The following is a 20,745-nucleotide window of genomic DNA, read 5'->3' as shown; positions in this document are numbered from 1 at the left end:
AGTGAAATAAGCCCCTCAATTGGGGTTTTTTTGTTTTTATTGCCTGATAATTTTGTGATAAAAGCGAATGTAGTAAAAATTTCGCTGGGCTATATGCCCTTTTTTTATATCTAAATTTTTGATTGTACTGCTTATGAATTTATCATAAGCGTAGATAATAGGAGATAACGCTTGGCTAAATTTGAGCAAAAACTAACTGAATTAATAAGACCTGCAGTTGAAGAAACAGGCAAAACATTACTAGGTATTGAATTTATCAGTGCGGGTAACAACTCGGTTTTACGTTTGTTTATTGACCATGAAAATGGCATTAATGTTGATGATTGTGCAGAAGTGAGTCGTCAAGTTGGTGCACTATTAGATGTAGAAGACCCTATTAGCAGTGAATACAACTTAGAAGTTTCATCACCTGGTGTTGACCGTCCTTTATTTGAGTTGGCACATTTTCAAGAAGTGATTGGTGAAACGATTAATGTAAAATTATCGATGCCATTAAATGGTCGTCGCAAATTTAAAGGGCCATTAGTTGCTATAGAAAACGATACCTTAATTGTAGAAGTTGACAGCATTGATTACGAACTAGCTATCAACAACGTAGATAAAGCGAATCTTGTCGCAAAGTTTTAAACGTTAAATAATTTTAAGAACAGTTAACATAAATTAAAGGCTAAGTAGCATGAGTAAGGAAATATTACTGGTTGTTGATGCGGTTTCTAATGAAAAAGCATTACCACGAGAAAGCATTTTTGAAGCGATGGAAACCGCTTTAGAAACGGCTACCAAGAAAAAATACGAAGGTGACATTGAAGTACGTGTTTCTATTGACCGTGTAAGTGGTGAATTTGAAACTTTTCGTCGTTGGTTAATCGTTGAAGATGGCAGTATGCCAATGGAAAACCCATATGCTGAAATTGGTTTAGCTGCAGCACAATACGATGATCCTACGTTAAACTTAGGTGATTATTCGGAGGATCAAATTGAGTCAGTAAAATTTGACCGTGTTACTACGCAAACAGCTAAGCAAGTTATCGTTCAAAAGATACGTGAAGCTGAACGTGCTTTGATAACGGAAGCGTATCAAGATCAATTAGGTGAGATTGTTACCGGTGTTGTTAAAAAGGCAAGCCGTGAAAGTGTCATCATTGATCTAGGTAATAACGCTGAAGCCGTTATTTACCGCGATGATATGTTGCCACGAGAATCATTTCGTCCAGGTGATCGTGTCCGTGGTTTGTTATATGAAATCAAACCAGAAGCACGCGGCGCACAACTTTTTGTAAGTCGTACTAAGCCTGAAATGTTAATAGAGCTTTTCCGCGTTGAAGTGCCAGAAATTGGCGAAGAGATGTTAGAAATTAAGGGTGCTGCTCGCGATCCAGGTTCACGTGCTAAAATTGCTGTTAAAAGTAATGATAAGCGCATTGACCCTGTTGGTGCTTGTGTTGGTATGCGTGGTTCACGTGTCCAAGCAGTATCTGGCGAGCTAGGTGGCGAACGTGTTGACATCGTTTTATATGACGACAACGCTGCTCAATATGTCATTAACGCTATGTCACCTGCTGAAGTAGCCTCAATCATTGTTGATGAAGACAAAGGCACCATGGATATTGCTGTTGAAGAAAGCAATTTAGCGATGGCCATTGGCCGTAGTGGTCAAAACATTCGTTTAGCAAGTCAGTTAACTGGCTGGGAACTAAATGTTATGACTGTTGCTGACATGAAAGAGAAACATCAAGCTGAAAACGATAAAGTATTAAACTTATTTATCGACAAGTTAGACCTTGATGAAGATTTTGCTACATTACTTGCAGAGGAAGGTTTCACTTCACTAGAAGAGATTGCTTACGTACCTGCAGCTGAAATGTTAGACATTGACGGCTTGAATGAAGAAATTATTGAAGAGCTAAGGGAACGCGCTAAAGAAGCGTTGACTACACAAGCCCTTGCTAGCGAAGAGACTTTAGAAGGTGCAGAGCCTGCGCAAGACTTACTTGACCTTGAAGGTTTAGAGCGTCATTTAGCATTTGTTTTAGCTAGCCGAGGTGTTCGCACTCTTGAAGACTTAGCTGAGCAAGGTCTTGATGAAATAAGTGATATTGAAGAATTAACTGAAACCAAAGCGGGTGAGCTAATCATGGCTGCTCGTAACATTTGTTGGTTTAACGAAGAATAATAACACCGGAGAATATAATAGATGGCAGATATAACTGTAGCAGAACTTGCCAAAGAAATCGGAACACCGGTGGATCGCTTAGTAAGTCAGTTAGCTGACTCAGGCGTGAATAAATCGGCTACCGATGCTATTTCGCAAGATGAAAAAGAATCCTTATTAGGACACCTTAAAAAGCAACATGGTGATGAGTCGGAAGCAAAACCGAACAAACTCACTTTAAACCGTAAAACTAAATCAACTTTGACCATGGGTCATGGTAGTAAAGCTAAATCGGTTAATGTTGAGGTTCGCAAAAAGCGCACTTATGTAAAACGTAGTGACGTAGAAGATCAGAAGTTAGCTGAAGAAGCGGAGAAAGCAGCAGCTGAAGCAGCTATTTTGGCCGAAGCTGATGCAAAGCTTAAAGCTGAAGCTGCAGCAAAAGAAGCTGAAAATGCTAAAGCCGTAGCGGTCGTTAAGGCTGAAGTTGCTGCAGAAAAGAAAGCAGAAGCTAAAGTTGAAGCAGCAGCTAAAGCTAAACAAGTAGCAGTAGAAAAAGCTAAGAATATTGAAAAAGCGCCTGAAAAAGTTGCTGAAACTGAAGAAGCTAAAAAACTTCGTCTAATACAAGAAAAAGAAGCTACAGCTAAGATTGAAGCTGAGGCGAAAGAAGCTAGTGATGCTGCTAAGAAATTAGCCGAAGAAAATGAAGGTCGCTGGAAAGAACAAGAAGCTGAGCGTAAAGTGAAAGAAAAAGAAGTTGTTCATGTAACTTCTTCAGTATATGCGCAAGAAGCAGAAGATAAAGTTGATGCTGCCGATGAAACAGCAGGTCGACGCCGTAAGAAGAAAAAACCAGCAGATCGTAATGCTCGTGGTGGACGTAATGCTCGAGGTGGCCGCAAAGCTACTTTATCTGCCCCACAAAGTTTAAAACATGGCTTTACTAAGCCAGTTGAAACGAAATTACAAGACATTCGCATTGGCGAAACAATCTCTGTTGCTGAACTTGCTAATAAAATGGCAAAGAAAGGCGCTGAAGTTGTTAAAGCTATGTTTAAAATGGGTGCTATGGCGACCATTAACCAAGTTATTGACCAAGAAACTGCCGCGTTAGTGTCTGAAGAAATGGGCTTTAACGTAGTACTTGTTAAAGAAAATGCCTTGGAAGAAGCGGTACTTGCTGATCGTGGTGATACAGGTGATGCGATTACTCGTGCACCAGTTGTTACTATCATGGGTCACGTTGATCATGGTAAAACATCACTACTTGATCACATTCGTGAAGCGAAAGTGGCAGATGGCGAAGCTGGCGGTATTACTCAGCATATAGGTGCTTATCACGTAGAAACGGGTCATGGTATGATCACTTTCTTAGATACTCCAGGTCATGCTGCCTTTACTGCAATGCGTTCTCGTGGTGCTAAAGCGACTGATATCGTTATTATTGTTGTTGCTGCCGATGATGGCGTTATGCCACAAACCATTGAAGCAATTCAACATGCTAAAGCATCTGATGCGCCAATCATTATTGCTGTTAACAAAATGGATAAAGAGTCAGCTGATCCAGATCGCGTTAAGAGTGAGTTATCACAACACGATGTACTTTCAGAAGAGTGGGGCGGTGACGTTCAATTCTGTCATGTATCAGCCAAAACTGGTTTAGGTATTGATGAATTACTCGATGCAATATTATTACAATCAGAAGTTTTAGAATTAACGGCTGTTGTTGATAAGATGGCAAGCGGTGTTGTGGTTGAGTCTAAACTAGATAAAGGCCGCGGTCCTGTTGCAACAGTTCTGATTCAAGAAGGTACTATAAATCAAGGCGATATCGTTTTGTGTGGTCTGGAATACGGCCGTGTACGTGCAATGCGCGATGAAAATGGTAAGGCAATTCAATCAGCGGGTCCTTCGATTCCTGTAGAGATTATCGGTCTTAGCGGTGTACCAATTTCAGGTGATGAAGCTACTGTCGTGAAAGATGAGAAAAAAGCACGTGAAGTTGCTTTATTCCGTCAAGGTAAATTCCGTGATGTGAAACTTGCTCGTCAGCAAAAAGCTAAACTTGAAAATATGTTTGCTAGTATGGCATCTGGTGAAATATCAGAAGTTAATGTGGTACTTAAATCAGACGTTCAAGGTTCACTTGAAGCAATCACCGACTCTTTACTTAAACTTTCAACGGATGAAGTAAAAGTTAAAATCATCGGCTCAGGTGTTGGTGCTATCACTGAAACTGATGCAACTCTTGCTGCTGCATCAAATGCTATCATGGTTGGTTTTAACGTACGTGCTGATGTTGCTGCCCGTAAAGTGATTGAAACTGAAAATATCGACTTGCGTTATTACAGCGTTATTTACGCATTAATCGAAGAAGTTAAACAAGCCATGAGTGGTATGTTAGCGCCAGAATTTAAACAAGAAATTATTGGTCTTGCGCAAGTTCGTGATGTATTCAAATCACCTAAAATTGGTGCAATTGCTGGTTGTATGGTTACTGAAGGTATTATCAAACGTTCAGCGCCAATTCGTGTATTACGTGAAAACGTTGTTATCTACGAAGGTGAACTTGAGTCATTACGTCGCTTTAAAGATGACGTGCAAGAAGTTCGCAACGGTACTGAGTGTGGTATCGGCGTTAAGAACTACAATGATGTACGTGTAGGCGATCAAATAGAAGTATTTGAAACGGTTGAAATAAAACGTTCATTATAACTATTAACTCATTGCTAGTAGAATCAACTATTACGTTGGAAGTACTCATTGACATGCGTCAACTCCGTGCTTCCGCCTTATACTTGAACCAACTAGCTTCGAGCTAATAGTTAACTATTTTTCAAAAGGGGCTTATGCCCCTTTTGTGTTAATTATTGATAATTGAAAGCTGTTATAAATAATAGCTTCATAGGAGTATACGATGGCTAGAGAATTCGCCCGTACTGACCGAGTTGGTCAGCAAATCCAAAAAGAAATCGCCGTTATTTTAATGCGCGAAATTAAAGATCCACGTTTAAGTATGACGACTGTTTCTGCTGTTGAAGTTACTCGTGACTTAGCTTACGCAAAAATATTTGTTACCTTTTTTAACGACAATGCAGATGAAATTAAAGCATCACTAGAAGTACTTGCTGAAGCTGAAGGTTATATTCGCTCATTATTAGGCAAACGCTTACGTGCTCGTATTATGCCGCACTTACGCTTTGTTTATGATAGTTCAATGAGTGAAGGTGTACGCATGAGCGCTTTAGTTGATCAAGCGGTTGCGAGTGATCAAAATAATGAATCACCAGCTGACGATGAATCAGAAAATATAGACAAAAATACTGATAGTGAGAAAGGCGAATAAGTCATGGCAAAACGTAGAAAAGGCCGTCCGGTCAATGGTGTTTTGTTATTAGATAAGCCTCATGGACTGTCATCAAACCATGCATTACAAACTGTTAAGCGCATCTATTTTGCCCAAAAAGCTGGGCATACCGGTGCACTAGATCCTTTAGCAACGGGTATGTTACCCATTTGCTTAGGTGAAGGTACCAAGTTCTCACAGTATTTACTTGATACGGATAAAACTTATCAAGTGACTGCTAGGTTAGGCGTTCGTACAACAACCAGTGATGCTGGTGGTGAAGTAGTTAGTGAAAAGTCAGTTGATGTATCAAGTGAGCAGTTAGAAGAAGCATTAGATAGTTTTCGCGGTACAACTCAGCAAGTACCTTCAATGTATTCAGCGCTTAAACACAAAGGCCAACCTTTGTATAAATATGCAAGAGAAGGCATTGAAGTACCTCGTGAATCAAGAGCTATAACCGTCTTTAACCTTGAGCTATTACGCTTCGAAGGTGATGACGTTGAACTGAGTATTCATGTTTCTAAAGGCACTTATATTCGCACTATTGTAGATGATTTAGGCGAGTTATTAGGTTGTGGTGCACATGTTGCTCATCTTAGACGTTCAGCGGTAGGTAATTATCCTGTTGATAAAATGATTACCTTACCAGAGCTTGAAGCATTACTTGAACAAGCTAATGAAGATAAAATAACACCGTCAGATGTACTTGACCCATTATTATTACCAATGAATAGTGCAGTTGATGGTATGCACTGCGTGTATGTTGATGATATGTCGGCAAACTTCTTACGCCACGGTAATCCTGTTCAAGCCTATAATCAACCTGAATCAGGTAGTGTACAGGTGTATCTTGGTGAGGATGAAAATGATGCTAATGCTGAATTCATTGGTGTTGGTTTTATCAATGATGATGGTTTACTTGCACCTAAACGCATCGTAGTTATAGAACAGTACTAGCGAGGCAGGCTGTAATTTTTGGCAGGTGAATATATATGGCGTTCCAACGTACTATTCGCTTGCATTTTAGTTATTGGCTGCTAGAATACGCGCTCTTTCGTCATCAAAGCTGAATTAGTGTTCGGCTTGATGCGTATTTCAATACTCTCATCTCAATGTAATTGAGTCAGGGTTAACACACTAAGGATTAATTATGTCTTTAAATGCTACAGAAAAAGCTGCAATCGTTGCAGAATATGCTCAATCAGAAGGTGATACTGGTTCTCCAGAAGTTCAAGTTGCTTTGTTAACTACACAAATCAACCACTTACAAGGTCACTTTAAAGCACACATCCATGATCACCATTCACGTCGTGGTTTATTACGCATGGTTGCTCAACGTCGTAAATTACTTGATTACTTAAAAGGTAAAAACGTTGACCGTTACGGCGCGTTAATCGGTAAATTAGGTCTACGTCGTTAATAGCAGCTTGCTAAAGAACGTAACTTAAACGACTTGAAAAGGAGCCTATTGGCTCCTTTTTTGTTTTCTGACGCTTATGCTTTTATCAATTGAAAAATAAATGTCAGTTAATCTATGCTTTACAGTACTAATTACGCTTTGACGCTAGTATTCACCTGCTTACTTAGTATAATGTCGGTGAAAATTTACCTGTGTTGTTCTTTGCATAAACTTGAAAGCGGCATAGTTATTTTTTAAAACACTAACCAATCCAAACTGTATAATTTTTTGTTCGACTTGGTAGCCATACTTTTGGCATAAAATATCCAGTGAATAAATAATTGTACAGATTGGTAAATATTATTAATAAAGACAAAATTTAAGGAAACTAATTAGATGTTAAATCCAATTACTAAAAAATTCCAATACGGTAAACATACCGTGACACTTGAAACTGGCGCTATTGCTCGTCAAGCATCTGGTGCTGTAATGGCAAGCATGGATGATACTTGTGTATTAGTGAGTGTTGTTGCTAAGAAAGAAGCAAAAGCAGGCCAAGACTTTTTCCCACTAACAATAAACTATCAAGAGCGTGCCTACGCCGCGGGTAAAATCCCAGGTAGTTTCTTCAAACGTGAAGGTCGCCCTTCAGAAGAAGAAACATTGATTGCTCGTTTAATTGACCGTCCACTTCGCCCATTATTCCCTGCAGGGTTTATTAACGAAGTTCAAGTTATCATCACGGTTGTTTCAGTTAATCCTGAAATTGCCCCTGACATCATTTCATTAATCGGTGCTTCTGCGGCATTAGCTATTTCAGGAGCTCCATTTAATGGTCCTGTTGGCGCTGCACGTGTTGGTTATGTTGATGGTCAATACATACTTAACCCACTACAAGCTGAATTACCGACAAGTCAATTAGACTTAGTGGTATCAGGTACTGATTCAGCGGTATTAATGGTTGAGTCTGAAGCCGATGTATTATCTGAAGAAGTCATGCTTGGCGCGGTAATGTACGGCCATGAGCAAATGCAAGTAGCTGTTTCAGCAATTAAAGAATTTAAAGCTGAAGTAAACACGCCTGTATGGGAATGGACTGCACCAGTTAAAAACGCTGAGTTATTAGCAAAAATCGCTGAGTTAAGTGAAGCGCAAGTAAACGAAGCTTACCAAATTACTGAAAAAGCTGTTCGTTATGAAAAAATTAAAGAAATTCGTAACTCAGTAGTTGAAACGTTATTAGCACAAGATGCTGACTTAGACGTGCAAGAAACTAAAGATTTATTTCACGACCTAGAAAAAACTGTTGTACGTGGCCGTATCACTGATGGCAACCCTCGTATTGATGGTCGCGATCCTGAGTCAATCCGTGCGTTAGACGTAATGACAGGTGTATTACCAAGAACTCACGGCTCTGCTGTATTCACTCGTGGTGAAACTCAAGCATTAGTTACTGCTACACTTGGTACTCAACGTGATGCACAACGTCTTGATACTTTAATGGGTGATAAAACTGACCCATTCATGCTTCATTACAACTTCCCTCCTTACTGTGTAGGCGAAACTGGTTTTGTTGGCAGCCCTAAGCGTCGTGAAATCGGCCATGGCCGTTTAGCAAAACGCGGCATGTTAGCTGTTATGCCTTCACTTGAAGAATTCCCGTACGCAGTACGTGTTGTTTCTGAAATCACTGAATCAAATGGTTCTTCTTCAATGGCTTCTGTTTGTGGTACTTCATTAGCACTAATGGATGCGGGTGTACCAATCAAAGCTTCTGTTGCTGGTATCGCAATGGGTCTAGTTAAAGAAGGCGAGAAATTCGTGGTTCTTTCTGACATTTTAGGTGATGAAGATCACTTAGGTGACATGGACTTTAAAGTAGCCGGTACTACAGGTGGTATTACTGCACTTCAAATGGATATCAAAATTGAAGGCATTACCCAAGAAATCATGCAAATTGCTTTAAACCAAGCAAAAGCTGCACGTACTCACATCTTATCTGTAATGGATGAAGCAATCGGTGGCCACAGAGATGATATCTCTGAATTCGCTCCACGCATTCATACTATGAAAGTAAGCCAAGATAAAATTCGTGACATCATCGGTAAAGGCGGCGCAACAATTCGTCAACTTACTGAAGAAACGGGTACAACGATTGAAATTGAAGATGACGGTACTGTTAAAATTGCCGCAACCTCGAATGATCAAGCACAAGATGCTATCAACCGTATTAAAGCATTAACAGCTGAAATTGAAGTAGGTACACTTTACACTGGTAAAGTAGTGCGTATCGTTGACTTCGGTGCCTTTGTTAACGTACTTCCGGGTAAAGATGGTTTAGTTCATATTTCACAAATCTCTGAAGAGCGTGTTAATAACGTAAGCGAAGTCTTAACAGAAGGTCAAGAAGTGAAAGTTAAAGTACTTGAAGTTGATCGCCAAGGTCGTGTACGTTTAAGTATTAAAGAAGCAATGGAAAAACCAGCAACAACAGAAACACCTGCTGCTGAGTAATAGTTTACTGATAAAGTAAAAAACTTTTACATTTCATTCAGTAAAAAAGGAGCCATACGGCTCCTTTTTTGTTTATAATGAATTAATTCTTATTGTTAGTTATTTATTTATAAGGCATTTTTGTGCATTCACTTCTCAAAACAACGCTTCTAATTTTATTGTTAACTAGTACACTGCTGACCCAAGGTTGTGCTTCAAGCCAAGGAGGGGGAGATACTTCCTCAGCAATAATGAATAACCTTGTTATCGCTGAGCCGCTCACGGTTAACTTCAAAAGTGAAATTGCCATCGCACGTTTATCGGAAGTGATAAATAATGCCCAAATATCTGATGAGCAAAGGGCACAACTTTTTTATGACCGTGGTGTTTTATACGACAGTGTTGGCTTACGTTCGTTAGCAAGGTTCGACTTTACTCATGCGCTTCGATTAAAACCTGATCTAATTGATGCTTATAATTTCTTAGGTATACATTACACACAGTTGCAGGAGTTTTCCCAAGCCTATGAAAAATTTGATTCTGCATTAGAGTTAGCTCCTGAACATGAGTATGCTTATTTAAATCGTGGCATAGCCCTTTATTATGGCGAAAGGCCAGAGCTGGCTAGTCTTGATTTTAAAGCCTTTCATCAAAAGCAACAAGATGACCCATATCGTCTATTATGGTTGTATTTAACTGAATATGAAGTTGACCCGCTGGCAGCAAAATACTCATTAAAACAGCGAGCAGAGTTAGTTGATGATCGTATTTGGGCGAAACAGGTAATATATCTTTATCTAGGTGAAATTTCACAAGGTCAATTTGTTAAAAACTTGACTAAAAACGTTCGTTCAAACAAAGAGCTGACCGAGCGGTTATGCGAAGCCTATTTTTACTTAGGCAAGTATAACCAAACACTCGGTTATCAGGGAAGTGCGGCTAACTTCTTTAAACTAGCATTAGGCACTAATGTTTATGAATTTGTTGAACATAGATACGCTAAGCTTGAATTAGATCTTATGCGTATTCAAAAAGCTAATAATACTCAGCCTTAAACGTTAAACCAGTGTACATGTTCTCGCGAAAAGTATTAATAGTGATAACCCTCATGAGTTTGATGACATTTTTGTCCACAAGCTCATTTTTTTTATCTGATTATTTAACAGAACAACTAGAGGGAAATAATTATCGTATAGGACAATTTAATTATGCGCTAAAGAGTAAGAACATAGCAGCATTAACTTTAGCCGAAGATAAAGCAGACTATGGCAGTATGAATTGGCTTGCTCTAAATCAAGCGTTAGCGAAAAGCAAAAAGAGTTCCGCATTAGAACTTGGTTATTGGTATGAGCAACAGGATCAGTATAAATCAAGCACTACACTATTTAACACTGCTATTATGTGGTTTGAGCAAGCTATTCGATTAAATTCTCAGCAAGGTGTAGTCACGCTCGCTCAGCTATATTTTCAGCAAGGTAAGTTATCAAAGGCACAAGCGACATTGCAACGTTTGTCTGTAAATATAAATGAAAATCACTTAGTAACAACTGCATTGGTTTTACGTATTAAGATCGCTGTAGCGTTAGGAAATGTGGACCAAGTTGAAAAGTTGATAGGCTCTTACGTGTTTAATATAGCTGATACTAACCAAATAAAGAGTCTTTTTTATGACCTAAAACGATATGCAGTAATAAAAAACAAAACATTAATGAAAAGCAATGTGAGAGGTAATAAGAGTCTTCAGCTCAGCGCTTCATTGAGTTGTACTACTAGTTTACAGCTTTTTGCTACTAACCTTTCACATTTAAAGCATCTTGATCAATTGATTAAAGCCTTCAAAGAGAAATTACCCCTAGCGAAATATATATGTTTGCCAGCCCCAAGATATATTAGTGTTAAACAACTTGACTGTATGACTTACTCAAACAAAGCCATTAATTGTGATGAAACAAAATGGCAAAGTATCGCAACAGAAGTGGATAGTCGGCACATAGGTTTAATGCTCAATAAAGGCGGTGCTAATGTCCATCTAGGCATCCTTTATTTCGATATAGAGGATAATGTTAACGTCTTTAGCCATGAAGTTAGTCACTTACTCGGTTTTGTCGATGAATACCCCTTAAGAAAAGGTCATAAGAAGTGTCAACGTATACAGCAACGCCCTTTTGCGCATAATATTGCGGTATTACAGAGCTACTATCAAGGAGAGCAACAAGAATTAAGAGCAAGGATATTGAAGGAAATCCCCTGGTCGGCCAGTATTAAAGCTGACACACCTATTATGCAACGAGTGTATATCAACTCAAATATGCAGAAAAACTGGCAATTAGGGACACCGATAGAATTTAAACAACACGTAGGATTGCATTTTTCTGAAAGTTGTCAGAATTCAAGTTTTGTCAATAACTTATCATCAAATATTACCGCCTTTAAACCCTTGAGTCGACGCACACAGCTCAGGTATTTTGCCAATGATTTTCCTGAAGAATACCTAACGTTGCTAGAGGCAAAGCCGTCGACATATTTAATGCCTAGTTTTCACTACAATATTGCCTTAGCTTTATTTAAACAAGGTAATATAGTTGATGCTAAATATTGGTTGCTACAAGCATCAAAATGGGAAAATGACCCGATGAAAAAGTCGAGAATTTTCAAAGGGGCTTTTTGAAATATGCTATCAGTATATATTAGGGGATCTTCTTCACTATTTTATTAGGACGTACTGTTTTATTAAGTGCGATAACTTTATCCCTATGTTGGTCGATATGTTCAAAATTACTGCGTTTACTGCGGCTAATATCTAGGTAGACTAAAGAATTTTTTTCTATTTTTATTTTAGCTCTAGCAATTGGCCAATGACTAAAGCATCTGAGGTACTGTATCTCTTGTGCAGCTCTTCGACATTTTATTTTAAGGTTGTGCTTTATCTCGTCGTTAACTTCTTGCGCATATTGGGTCGTTTCCTGTTCGGGCGTAACAGAGGTACTTGAATAAAAAAACCTTCTAAAGCTTGCTTTGACTTGATAAAGATAGGCAAAAAAACTCATTTTAAATACCCTTCCTAGAGGACACCTTATTAGTTATAGCCTAAACTTTACGTTTTCACCCAGTACAAAGCAGACTTACACTTGTTCTACAGGCATAGCTAAAAAATTTCTCCTCAACTAAGTACTTAAATTACTGAGGGAAAGTAAGTTATAATAAAAGACAGTTTATTTATTAATTTTATAAGTTTTTCATCCTAAATATGAACCTTTTTGTACCTCAACAATTTCGTCAAAAATTCCCATTGATAACACGTTATGCTAAATACTCGACTGATAAAAGTCAGTCAAAGTCTTCAATTGTTTATTTCGATAACGCGGCCACAACGCAAAAGCCAGAACAAGTCATTGCTTGCCAACAACGTTATTATGGTGAGTACAACGCAAATGTGCATAGAGCCTCACATCAATTAAGTACTAACGCTACTTTTGCTTTTGAAAAGGCACGTACCTTGGTTCAAAAATTTATCGGTGCGAACAGTATTAAAGAAATTATCTGGACCAAAGGTACAACAGAAAGCATTAACCTTGTCGTGCAAAGCTTAGCTAGAAATACCTTAACATCAGCAGATGAAATAGTACTTTGTGCAAGCGAACACCACGCCAATATTGTGCCATGGCAAATTGTAGCTGAGCAAACGGGCGCAGTGATCAAAATCCTACCTTTAAATGAGCAAGGTTTTATTGATGTTAGTAACCTCGATGAGTTTATTAGCAAAAAAACAAAATTTGTCGCTTGCGCTCATATTTCCAATGTTCTAGGACGGATAAATCCGATTAAGGCAGTGATAGCAAAAGCAAAATCTGTAGGTGCCATAAGTTTGATTGATGGTGCCCAAGCAGTAGCGCACATTGCTGTAGATGTACGAGCACTTGATTGTGATTTTTATGTGTTCTCAGCGCACAAAATGTATGGACCAACAGGCATTGGCGTGCTCTATGGTAAACAAGCATTACTTGAAAATATGCCTCCATATCAAGGGGGAGGGGAGATGATTAAAACAGTTAGTTTTACTCAAACAACGACGTTTAACTCATTACCCTTTAAGTTTGAAGCCGGAACTCCCAATATTGCCGCTGTTATCGGTTTTGGTGAAAGCATTACTTTTTTAGCGCCTTTGTTAGCTGATATTCAAAAAGGTTATAATCTTTATGAGCAGAAAATGGTTAATCATTGTTATCAAGAACTCGCTAAAATAGCGCAAGTCAATTTCATTGTTGAGGGTATACCTGATATTGGGGTGATCGCTTTTACTATAGCCGGACACCATAATCATGATGTCGCTACATCTCTTGATGCATCAGGTATTGCTATTCGCTCTGGCCATCATTGCGCTATGCCATTAATGGCGCATTTGAATATTGATGGTTGTTTGAGAGTTTCGTTGGCGGCCTATAATACCATTGAAGAAATTGATTATTTCATCAATTGCTTAAGAGAGGTTTTACTTGAAGATTTCAGCCAAGCAGGTGTACAAGTAGAGTTACAACAAAAAAATCACGCTAAAACAGAGCAGTTAATAAACTTAAGAACAAAAGAGATGAAAGATATTATTACTCTTTTTACGACAGTTAAAGGGTGGGACAGTCGACATAGAGAAATTATGTTGTTAGGTAAAAACCTTCCTCGTATGGAACAAGCACTACGGAATGAGCAAACAATTATAACGGGCTGTGAAAGTCTTGCTTGGCTGAAAGTAGAACAAACCAGACAAGGTGTATATTTTTTTTCTGCAGACAGTGATGCAAAGATTATTCGTGGGTTGTTGGTTATCGTACTTGCTGCTTTTAATCATAAAACAGCAGAGCAAATTCATAATTTTGATATCAAAGAATATTTTAATCAGTTAGGTTTGATTCAGCATTTAAGCCCTTCTCGAGGAAATGGTTTATTGGCCATTGTAGATAAAATTAAATTATTGGCTAAAGAATAATAGTTACGAATAATTATTCGTAACTATTATTCATAACCAATCTACTTTTGACGCTTTTTCAACAGCTTGTCAATTGCCCTACCAACGGCGAAAAAGGCAAAGGTTGCAGTAACATGTGTGGTGGCACCAAAACCGCTATGGCAATCTAGTCGTGAGCTGGTATTTTCACCTTTACTGATATCTGGTTTTGCCAAACAAACTTCACCTGCGTTATTATCAGCTGGATAGCGTAATTGCTCTGTTGAATATACAGCATCAATTGAGAACTTTCTTTTACCGGCTGTTTTAAGATCCGCGCGAGGGAAGTTAAACTCTCGGCGTAGTTGATTTTTTACCTTAGCAAGTAAAGGATCTTGATAGGTTTTACTCAAGTCAGTTATTGCTATTTTACTTGGGTCAACCTGACCACCAGCACCACCAATAGTGATAATGGGTAGTTTACTTCCCCTACAAAAAGCAATGAGACGTGATTTTATGTCAACAGAATCAATAGCATCAATCACATAATCTAAATCTTTAGTAATTAGACTGGATAAATTCTCCATGGTGACGAAGTCTTCAATAATATTGACTTGGCATTCAGGATTAATCTGTTTAATTCGCTCAGCCATTACCTCAACTTTACTCTGACCAACAGTTTGGCTTAATGCATGGATTTGACGATTTATGTTGGTAGTACAAATATCATCTAAATCGATCAACGTGATTTTTCCAATACCATTACGGGCAATAGCTTCAGCAGCCCAAGAGCCAACGCCGCCAATACCAATAATACAAAAGTGGGACTGTTGTAATATGCTAGCGCCATGTACGCCATATAATCGGCTAATACCGCCGAATCGTAAAGAGTATTCAGACATAAGTAAAAAGGGGTCTTATTGTGAAAGTGAAAGGTTTTAGCACGACATTATAACGGCTAGCTTCAGGGAGTGAAATGAAATTTAACTGCCTATCCCAATTTCATTAAAAAATTGCCACTTGTGCTGGTTAAAATACTCGAAGTCGATTTTGCTCTAAACCACAATAGCCAGTTATTAGTTAATCGAGCGCCTTACTTTGATGTGACTTTCTGAGCACAACAAGATAAAAACTTAATTGGGCTTGATATTACATCGAAAAAAGTGGCTTTATATCTAGCTAATACCAATTATCTTTATTTCTTTTGTGAATGATAGGTATACCCTAGGGTTATGGGTTGGGTAGGGGATTTCCCTTAAAACAAGCATAAAAAAGGCAGCGAATGCTGCCTTTTAAAACTAAGATGACTTAGTTAAGTCATTATCTTTTGTTTAATGGTACAAATTCACGGTTAATTTCACCAGTATACTTCTGGCGAGGACGACCGATTTTTTGACCCGGCTGAGATAACATTTCATCCCAGTGGGCAATCCAACCTACTGTTCTAGACATAGCAAATATTACTGTGAACATGCTGGTAGGGATACCAATAGCTTTAAGAATGATGCCTGAGTAGAAGTCTACGTTAGGGTATAATTTCTTTTCGATAAAGTATGGGTCTTCAAGTGCTACTTTCTCTAAAGCCATAGCAACATCAAGTAATGGATCGCTGATGCCTAGCTCTTTCAATACTTCATGACATGTTTCACGCATCACCGTTGCACGAGGGTCGAAGTTTTTATAAACACGATGACCAAAGCCCATTAAACGAAATGAGTCGTTTTTGTCTTTAGCTTTAGCAACATATTCGTCAACTCTATCTAAGCTACCAATTTCTTCAAGCATAGTTAGGCATGCTTCATTCGCGCCGCCATGTGCTGGGCCCCATAAAGAGGCAACACCTGCTGCGATACAAGCATACGGGTTAGCGCCAGAAGAACCCGCTAAACGTACTGTCGAGGTAGAAGCATTTTGCTCGTGATCAGCATGTAAAGTAAATATTCTGTCCATTGCATTAGCAATTGTAGGACTTACAATATATTCTTCAGCAGGTACTGAGAACATCATATGAAGGAAGTTTTCAGCAAATGAAAGCTCATTACGCGGGTAAACAAATGGTTGACCAACACTGTATTTATAAGCCATTGCTGCAATTGTCGGCATTTTAGCAATCAATCTATGGGCACTACGCTTACGCTGAGCCGGATCCGTGATATCTAAGTCACTGTGATAGAAAGATGACATAGCGCCAACAACACCACATACCATAGCCATTGGATGCGCATCAGGTAAGAAACCTTGGAAAAAATGCGCTAGCTTTTCATGTACCATAGTATGTGTGGTAATGATGGACTTGAATTTATCATATTCAGACTGAGTTGGTGCATCACCATTTAATAAGATATAACAAACTTCTAAGTAATCTGCTTGCTTGGCAAGGCTATCTATAGGGTAACCGCGATGTTGTAAGATACCTTTGGCACCATCGATGAAGGTTATAGATGATTCACAAGAACCCGTCGCTAGAAAGCCCGGGTCGTAGGTGAAATAGCCATGGCTACCTAAAGTTCTAATATCAATCACGTCAGTACCAGCAGTACCTTTTAAAACTGGAAATACGCCAATTTCTTTGCCATCAATACTCAGAGAGGCTTTTGATTCAGCCATAATGTTTTCCCCTATCAAATTATAATTAATTTACATTTACTGACATTCAACTAAATTGCTCAATTCCCATACTAAGCGTAGTGAATAAATAGTCAGTTTTTGTGATTTTTCTTGGGTTTTTCAAACTGGCGCCATTCTACCCTGAAATGAATTTAAATTGTAAGAGTAATTATACTAAAGTTTAATACAGAACAACAAACTGTTTAAAAATCATCCAGAGTCAACTTATGTGCGCTAAGTGAAATTGTAATTCACTGTTATCGATTATATAATATTAACGTGCTGTAACTTTCTACTATTTGATTATAGATTCATTTTAGCTTTATTTTTTTGAGTCTTATTACAAAATCTAACTAGAATCGTGCCATAAAGTTGGTTAGAATTGTAAGCGAATTGGTACGCTCGCATAAAAGCTAGTGTAAAGTTACCGTTCACTTTCGGGAATTGCTTTTTTTATATTGATTTTTTAGTTTCAATTAAGTTTAAAGTCGAGTAAATAAAGGTAGTTCATGAGTAACAATAATAAAAGTTGAAGGCTTTCGAGCTCTTTAGGCAACAATTGTGAAAAAACAACGTCCTGTAAACCTAGATTTAACTACAATAAAGATGCATCCCGCTGCTAACGCTTCCATTTTACACCGTATATCTGGTGTTATTATGGTTTTTGCTATCGGTATTTTATTGTTTACCCTTTCAACCTCTCTTTCTTCTGCTGCTGGATTTGCCCAAATACAAGGTTATCTTGATGGCTTATTCTTTAGTTTCATTATCTTTGGCTGTCTTTCAGCATTAACCTACCATTTATTAGCCGGTGTTCGTCACTTGTTTATGGATATGGGTTATTTTGAAGAATTAGCTTCAGGTAATGCCACAGCTAAATTAATCATGATTATGTGGTTAGCAGTATCGGCAGTAATAGGAGTTTGGTTATGGTAAACGTCGTCGCATCAGTAGGCCGTAATGGCGTACATGATTTTATTCTTTTGAGAGCTAGTGCAATTATTCTTGCGCTATACACTTTACTGCTTGCCGGTTTCTTTGTAGTAACACCAACTGTTACCTTTGAACAATGGCAAGGTTTTTTTGCATGTACCAGCGTTAAGGTAGCGACAATCGTAGCATTGTTAGCGTTGCTTACTCACGCTAAAATTGGCGTATGGCAAGTATTGTCAGATTACGTTAAACCTGCGTTTTTACGCGGTGCTTTGCAATTTGTATTTTCAGTTATCTTACTAGCCTACCTAGTGTTTGGCTTTTTAACCGTGTGGGGTGTATAAGTGAGCGTTCCAATTCGTGAATTTGACGCCATAGTTATTGGCGCAGGCGGCGCAGGTATGCGCGCTGCATTAGCAATTTCTGAGTCAGGCAAGTCTTGTGCCCTGATTTCTAAAGTATTTCCAACTCGTTCTCATACAGTATCTGCTCAGGGTGGTATTACCGTTGCTTTAGGTAATGCCCATGAAGATCACTGGGAACAGCATATGTACGATACCGTTAAAGGCTCTGATTATATTGGTGACCAAGACGCTATTGAATACATGTGTAAAGTGGGTCCTGAATCTGTCATTGAGTTAGAGAAAATGGGTTTACCTTTTTCTCGTACAGAAGAAGGTAAAATTTACCAACGTCCGTTTGGTGGTCAGTCTAAAAACTTTGGTGGTGAACAAGCAGCACGTACTGCGGCTGCCGCTGACCGTACTGGTCATGCGCTACTTCATTGTTTGTATCAACAAAACGTTAAAAATAAAACTAACGTCTATTCAGAATGGTATGCCTTAGATTTAGTTAAAAATAATGATGGTGCTGTTGTAGGTACCACAGCTATTTGTATTGAAACTGGCGAAATCGTTTATTTTAAAGCGCGCGCAACTGTTTTAGCTACCGGTGGAGCAGGTCGTATTTTCGCCTCGACTACCAATGCACATATCAATACTGGTGACGGTGTTGGTATGTCACTTCGTGCTGGCATTCAAATGCAAGACATGGAAATGTGGCAGTTCCACCCAACCGGTATTGCTGGTGCGGGTGTATTAGTTACAGAAGGTTGTCGTGGTGAAGGTGGTTATCTACTTAACAAAGACGGCGAACGTTTCATGGAGCGCTACGCGCCAAACGCTAAAGATTTAGCTGGTCGTGATGTTGTTGCTCGTTCAATGATGACAGAGATTCGTGAAGGTCGTGGTTGTGATCATCCTCAATACGGTCCACATATTAAGTTAAAACTTGATCACTTAGGTCGCGAAACTTTATACAAACGTTTACCAGGTGTTTGTGACTTATCTAAGACTTTTGCTCATGTTGATCCAGCAGAAGAGCCTATTCCAGTAATTCCTACCTGTCATTATCAAATGGGTGGTGTACCGACTAACGTTAATGGTCAAGCGCTTAACATTGGCACTGATGGTAAAGAAACTATCGTTGAAGGTCTATTCGCTGTTGGTGAAATTGCTTGTGTATCTGTACATGGTGCCAACCGATTAGGTGGTAACTCATTACTTGATTTAGTGGTGTTTGGCCGCGCTGCCGGTAACTTCTTAGGCACTTACTTAAATGAAACTCAATCAGGCATTGATGCCTCAGAGTCTGATTTAGAAGCCTCACTTGCCCGTACTAACCGTTGGGAATCATCTACTAAAGGTGAAGACCCAGTACAAATTCGCAAAGACTTGCAACAGTGTATGCAGATGAACTTCTCGGTATTCCGTGAAGGTGAAGCTATGGCGCAAGGCATGAAAGAATTATCTGAAATTCGTGATCGTCTTAAAGATGCACGTTTAGATGACAAGTCTTCTGAGTTTAATACTCAGCGTATTGAGTGTTTAGAATTAGACAACTTGATGGAAACAGCTTTCTGTAGTGCAAAAGCAGCGAACTTCCGTACGGAATCTCGTGGAGCTCATGCTCGTCAAGACTTCACCGAACGTGATGATGAAAACTGGTTATGTCACTCGGTTTACACGCCTGAGACTGAAGCAATGTCTAAACGTGATGTTAATATGAAACCTGTTCACCGCGAAGCTTTCCCACCGAAAGCACGTGTTTACTAAGGACTTAATTGTAGGAGATATACGATGAAACAAAATTTTTCGATTTACCGCTACAATCCTGATGTAGACGCTAAGCCATACATGAAAGATTATCAACTAGAAGTGCCTGAAGGCTCTGACATGATGATCCTTGATGCGCTTATTCTTTTGAAAGAAGAAGACTCAACATTATCATTCCGTCGTTCTTGTCGTGAGGGTGTTTGTGGCTCGGATGGCTTGAACATGAACGGTAAAAATGGTTTAGCATGTATTACGCCATTATCAGAATTAAAAGCAAAAACTATTGTTTTACGTCCGTTACCAGGTTTACCGGTAGTGCGTGACTTAATTATTGATATGACACAATTTTATCAGCAATATGAAAAAATTAAACCATACTTGATTAACGATGCTCAGCAGCCAGCCCGTGAAAACATACAATCTATTGAAGAACGTGACAAATTAGACGGTCTTTATGAGTGTATTTTATGTGCTTGTTGTTCAACATCATGTCCGTCTTTCTGGTGGAATCCTGATAAGTTCATCGGTCCAGCTGGATTATTACATGCCTATCGTTTTTTAATCGATAGCCGTGATACAGCTACCGAAGAGCGATTAGATGATTTACAAGATGCCTACAGTGTTTTCCGCTGTCACGGTATCATGAACTGTGTTGATGTTTGTCCTAAAGGATTAAACCCAACAAAAGCAATTGGTCATATTAAATCAATGTTATTAAACCGCGCGGTTTAATTAACCTTAAACTTAGCTAAAGTTATC

Annotated in this window: 17 protein-coding genes; 14 read left to right on the top strand and 3 right to left on the bottom strand. The window is 38.8% G+C overall.

The window, feature by feature from the left end:
• Positions 1–171 precede the first annotated feature (171 nt).
• From rimP to GAB14E_RS01695, 9 genes are all read left to right on the top strand, one after another.
• Entirely contained in the window at positions 172–627 is a 456-nt protein-coding gene (gene rimP / locus GAB14E_RS01655) for a ribosome maturation factor RimP (protein WP_033084360.1), read from the top strand.
• A gap of 49 nt (positions 628–676) precedes the next feature.
• Positions 677–2,173, top strand: coding sequence for a transcription termination factor NusA (nusA, locus tag GAB14E_RS01660; RefSeq protein ID WP_033084359.1), 1,497 nt, complete (start codon positions 677–679; stop codon positions 2,171–2,173).
• A gap of 21 nt (positions 2,174–2,194) precedes the next feature.
• Positions 2,195–4,870, top strand: coding sequence for a translation initiation factor IF-2 (infB, locus tag GAB14E_RS01665; RefSeq protein WP_033084358.1), 2,676 nt, complete (start codon positions 2,195–2,197; stop codon positions 4,868–4,870).
• 202 nt (positions 4,871–5,072) lie between these two features.
• On the top strand, positions 5,073–5,501 hold the full coding sequence (rbfA, locus tag GAB14E_RS01670; RefSeq protein WP_033084357.1) for a 30S ribosome-binding factor RbfA: 429 nt from the start codon (positions 5,073–5,075) through the stop codon (positions 5,499–5,501).
• Between the two features lie 3 nt (positions 5,502–5,504).
• Positions 5,505–6,461: a tRNA pseudouridine(55) synthase TruB gene (gene truB / locus GAB14E_RS01675; RefSeq protein WP_033084356.1), complete on the top strand. Its 957-nt coding sequence runs from the start codon at positions 5,505–5,507 to the stop codon at positions 6,459–6,461.
• A gap of 193 nt (positions 6,462–6,654) precedes the next feature.
• Entirely contained in the window at positions 6,655–6,924 is a 270-nt protein-coding gene (gene rpsO / locus GAB14E_RS01680) for a 30S ribosomal protein S15 (RefSeq protein ID WP_011043025.1), read from the top strand.
• A 375-nt stretch (positions 6,925–7,299) separates the two neighbouring features.
• A complete protein-coding gene (gene pnp / locus GAB14E_RS01685) occupies positions 7,300–9,417 on the top strand; it encodes a polyribonucleotide nucleotidyltransferase (RefSeq protein WP_033084355.1) in 2,118 nt (705 codons plus the stop codon).
• A 122-nt stretch (positions 9,418–9,539) separates the two neighbouring features.
• On the top strand, positions 9,540–10,451 hold the full coding sequence (gene nlpI / locus GAB14E_RS01690; protein ID WP_033084354.1) for a lipoprotein NlpI: 912 nt from the start codon (positions 9,540–9,542) through the stop codon (positions 10,449–10,451).
• Between the two features lie 62 nt (positions 10,452–10,513).
• The gene (locus GAB14E_RS01695) at positions 10,514–12,064 is read left to right on the top strand and encodes a tetratricopeptide repeat protein (protein WP_231562122.1); all 1,551 of its coding nucleotides are present in this window, start codon (positions 10,514–10,516) and stop codon (positions 12,062–12,064) included.
• A gap of 19 nt (positions 12,065–12,083) precedes the next feature.
• Here GAB14E_RS01695 and GAB14E_RS01700 read toward each other — a convergent pair whose 3' ends face one another.
• Positions 12,084–12,443, bottom strand: coding sequence for a hypothetical protein (locus GAB14E_RS01700; protein WP_033084352.1), 360 nt, complete (start codon positions 12,441–12,443; stop codon positions 12,084–12,086).
• Between the two features lie 200 nt (positions 12,444–12,643).
• On the opposite strand from GAB14E_RS01700, the gene GAB14E_RS01705 reads away from it, so the two are divergent.
• Positions 12,644–14,374 carry a SufS family cysteine desulfurase gene (locus GAB14E_RS01705; RefSeq protein ID WP_033084351.1) on the top strand — a complete coding sequence of 577 codons (1,731 nt, stop codon included), beginning with the start codon at positions 12,644–12,646 and terminating at the stop codon, positions 14,372–14,374.
• A 41-nt stretch (positions 14,375–14,415) separates the two neighbouring features.
• Here GAB14E_RS01705 and tcdA read toward each other — a convergent pair whose 3' ends face one another.
• Together tcdA and GAB14E_RS01715 are read right to left on the bottom strand one after the other, a co-directional pair.
• Positions 14,416–15,234, bottom strand: a complete 819-nt coding sequence (gene tcdA, locus GAB14E_RS01710; protein WP_033084350.1) for a tRNA cyclic N6-threonylcarbamoyladenosine(37) synthase TcdA — start codon at positions 15,232–15,234, stop codon at positions 14,416–14,418.
• A 418-nt stretch (positions 15,235–15,652) separates the two neighbouring features.
• Entirely contained in the window at positions 15,653–16,939 is a 1,287-nt protein-coding gene (locus GAB14E_RS01715; RefSeq protein WP_033084349.1) for a citrate synthase, read from the bottom strand.
• Between the two features lie 561 nt (positions 16,940–17,500).
• Here GAB14E_RS01715 and sdhC point away from each other — a divergent pair.
• The 4 genes from sdhC to GAB14E_RS01735 are packed head-to-tail and all read left to right on the top strand — an operon-like array spanning position 17,501 to position 20,718.
• The gene (sdhC, locus tag GAB14E_RS01720) at positions 17,501–17,875 is read left to right on the top strand and encodes a succinate dehydrogenase, cytochrome b556 subunit (protein WP_033084348.1); all 375 of its coding nucleotides are present in this window, start codon (positions 17,501–17,503) and stop codon (positions 17,873–17,875) included.
• Positions 17,869–18,216, top strand: a complete 348-nt coding sequence (gene sdhD / locus GAB14E_RS01725) for a succinate dehydrogenase, hydrophobic membrane anchor protein (protein ID WP_033084347.1) — start codon at positions 17,869–17,871, stop codon at positions 18,214–18,216. Before sdhC ends, sdhD begins: the two co-directional genes overlap by 7 nt.
• Positions 18,217–19,986, top strand: a complete 1,770-nt coding sequence (sdhA, locus tag GAB14E_RS01730; protein ID WP_033084346.1) for a succinate dehydrogenase flavoprotein subunit — start codon at positions 18,217–18,219, stop codon at positions 19,984–19,986.
• 24 nt (positions 19,987–20,010) lie between these two features.
• Positions 20,011–20,718: a succinate dehydrogenase iron-sulfur subunit gene (locus GAB14E_RS01735; RefSeq protein ID WP_033084345.1), complete on the top strand. Its 708-nt coding sequence runs from the start codon at positions 20,011–20,013 to the stop codon at positions 20,716–20,718.
• Positions 20,719–20,745: the final 27 nt, after the last annotated feature.

The organism is Colwellia psychrerythraea (genome assembly GCF_000764185.1).
Taxonomy (GTDB): Bacteria; Pseudomonadota; Gammaproteobacteria; order Enterobacterales; family Alteromonadaceae; genus Colwellia; species Colwellia psychrerythraea_B.
Note: the sequence above shows the minus strand (reverse complement) of the source record. Positions and strands in the feature narration are given on the sequence as shown.